4 protein-coding genes are annotated in these 2,508 nt (G+C 65.4%); 2 read left to right on the top strand and 2 right to left on the bottom strand.

The features are described from left to right. On the bottom strand, positions 1–1,074 hold a 1,074-nt coding region (locus tag VKZ87_RS03370; RefSeq protein ID WP_324219838.1), incomplete at its 3' end, for an acyltransferase. Positions 1,075–1,286: 212 nt separating this feature from the next. On the opposite strand from VKZ87_RS03370, the gene VKZ87_RS03365 reads away from it, so the two are divergent. Then, positions 1,287–1,796: a hypothetical protein gene (locus VKZ87_RS03365; protein ID WP_324219837.1), complete on the top strand. Its 510-nt coding sequence runs from the start codon at positions 1,287–1,289 to the stop codon at positions 1,794–1,796. Between the two features lie 6 nt (positions 1,797–1,802). Here VKZ87_RS03365 and VKZ87_RS03360 read toward each other — a convergent pair whose 3' ends face one another. Next, positions 1,803–2,132, bottom strand: a complete 330-nt coding sequence (locus VKZ87_RS03360; RefSeq protein WP_324219836.1) for a DHCW motif cupin fold protein — start codon at positions 2,130–2,132, stop codon at positions 1,803–1,805. A gap of 118 nt (positions 2,133–2,250) precedes the next feature. Between VKZ87_RS03360 and VKZ87_RS03355 the strand changes: the two genes are divergently transcribed. Further along, a partial coding sequence (locus tag VKZ87_RS03355; RefSeq protein ID WP_324219835.1) for an NAD(P)/FAD-dependent oxidoreductase occupies positions 2,251–2,508 on the top strand: 258 nt, incomplete at its 3' end.

Raw genomic sequence — 2,508 nt, 5'->3', positions numbered from 1 at the left:
GGCCATCGCCGTCACGGCGCCAGCGAAAAGCGGCCGGGCGGTGATGCGCGTGCGGCTGCGGAAGGGCCGCTCGACATAGCGCCAGGACAGTACCGCCAACCCTATAGACAGCAGTACCACGAGGCTCATCTGCAGGTTGCTGAGCGGATGGATGTTGATGTAGCCGGCGAAGACGATCAGCGGCCAGTGCCAGAGATAGAGCGAGTAGGAGATCAGCCCGGTGAGGACCAGCGGCTGCCAGGACAGCAGGCGGCTCACAATCGTGCCGCCCATCCCGGTGTCGGGACAGCCGGTATGAATCAGCAGGGCCGCGCCGAGCACCGGAAAAAGGGCGTTGACTCCGGGAAAGGCGGTATGCGCGTCGAAACGCAGAACCGCCCAGGCGATCAGTGCCATGCCGGCCAGCGCGAGCGCTTCGCGCAGCCAGCGGTGACCGATCGGGGCCAGGAGGCCGAGCGCCAGCAGCACGCCGGTCAGCAGCTCCCAGGCCCGGGTCGGGGCGAGATAGAAGGTGGAGCTCGGTTTGTGGATGGCACCCCAGGCACTCAGGGCGAAGGACAGCACCAGCACGGGCAGCAGCCACTGTACCCAGCGGCCCTTCAGCCAGCGGTGCACGATGATCATGAAGAGGGGGAAGACGAGGTAGAACTGCTCTTCCACCGACAGCGACCAGGTATGCAGCAGCGGCTTCACCGCCGCCGGGGTGTCGAAATAGCCGGCCTCCTGCCAGAACAGGATATTGGCGACGAACAGCGTGGCGGCGGCGGCGCTTTCACCGAAATCGCGGAAATCCGCCGGCATGAAGACGAAGGACGCGACCACCGCCGAGCAGGCGATGACGGTGAACAGGGCCGGAAAGAGACGGCGGATCCGCCGTTCGTAGAAATTCAGGATGGTGAAGCGTCCCTGGCGGATTTCCTCGGCGATGATGCCTCCGATCAGGTAACCGGAAATGACGAAGAAGATATCGACGCCGACGAAACCGCCGCTGAAGGTCTGGCTGCCGGCATGGAAGAGCACGACGGGAAGCACGGCGACGGCGCGCAGGCCGTCAATGTCTGGGCGATACTGCATGCAGGCCGGGACATCCTATTTGCGATTCCCTCCCCTTCTAGGCGACTTTGCGTCGCATGCCTGCGGCTCTTCTGTGGCTTTCCCGTGATTTTCCCGCGCGTCGCCGGCGGACGATCGCCGGGATGACCGTTTTTTAATGCATCAGCGCGACAAGGGCTCTGCTAGGGAAAGACAACCCAATGCGGGCATCCGGAATCGGGAGAGATTTTCCCATGACGCGCTGTGCTGCCATCCTGTTCGCCCTCCTGCTTGCCGGCGGGAGCATCCTCGCCGACGCGGCGGTTCACGACGCTAGGGCGCAGAATGCCGCCGATCCCTCCGAATGGATGCTGCAGTTCCTCGGACAGGCGGCGCATCAGACCGAAGCCGCCTACAAGGCACTGAAGGCCGAAACCCATCTGGGCCATGTCGGCGGGGCCCTGCCGGAAATTCTTTACGAGGCGCACCGCTCCTATGTGAACGGCCATGGCCCTGCCCAGGGCTACGAGATCGTTTCCGAGCAGACGCTCGGCCACCGGCTGCGCCGCGTCACCGCGGTGATGCATTACCCCAAGCACCCGCAGCTTTTCGTGGCGGATTTCTACCGCCAGACGCCCGCCGAGGGCTGGAACCTGATCGCGCTGAGGATCGAGACCAACAGCCTGAATTTCCCCTGGCAGGACCTGCCGAAGGACGAACCCGTCGCCGCCGCGGCCGGCGAAGAGCGCCGCGCCGCGCGCTGACCCGCCTCAGTCGACGATGAAGAGTTTCGCGCCGGTCTCGGTGCGCGAGCGGTGTGGCTCGGCATTGTCGGCCACCTGGTAGGACTGGCCGGCCTTCAGGGTGAAGACGCGGCCGTCTTCCAGCTCGGTCACCAGCTCACCGTCCAGCACCAGCAGAATATGCCCTTTCACGCACCAGTGGTCGGCCAGATAGCCGGGGGTGTATTCCACCATGCGCACGCGGATGCCGCCGAAGGTCTGCGTCCGCCAGATGGCGGAACCGGTTTCGCCCTTGTGATGGGTGGGTTCGATTTTCGACCAGTCGGTGGTGCCGAAGGGAATATTGGACATCTGCATGGGAGGCGCTCCTGATCGCTGCCTTTTACGGGCAGCCCGGGGCGGAATCCAGCCCCGGAATGTCGGCTGACAATGTCCGGCGCTTCTCTGCCCGGCCGGATATGCGTAAACCTCTGGCATGGAATCTTCTTCCGACAGACCGCAGGTGGCCGTGATCGGCGGCGGCCCGGCCGGCCTCATGGCCGCCGAGGTGATCGCCGGCGCCGGACTGCCGGTCACCGTCTTCGAGCGCATGCCGAGCCTCGGGCGCAAATTCCTCATGGCCGGGCGCGGCGGGCTGAACCTCACCCATTCCGAGCCAATCGGGCGGTTCGTGACCCGTTACGGCGCGGCGAGCGGCTGGATGAAGCCGCTGCTCGAGGCCCTTCCGCCGGCG

The organism is Ferrovibrio sp., assembly GCF_035304305.1.
GTDB lineage: Bacteria > Pseudomonadota > Alphaproteobacteria > Ferrovibrionales > Ferrovibrionaceae > Ferrovibrio.
Note: the sequence above shows the minus strand (reverse complement) of the source record. Positions and strands in the feature narration are given on the sequence as shown.

Excerpts from the sequence above, each read along its gene's own strand:
- VKZ87_RS03365 (WP_324219837.1), top strand. The coding sequence starts at position 1,287 with ATGACGCGCTGTGCTGCCATCCTGTTCGCCCTCCTGCTTGCCGGCGGG.
- VKZ87_RS03360 (WP_324219836.1), bottom strand. The coding sequence starts at position 2,132 with ATGCAGATGTCCAATATTCCCTTCGGCACCACCGACTGGTCGAAAATC.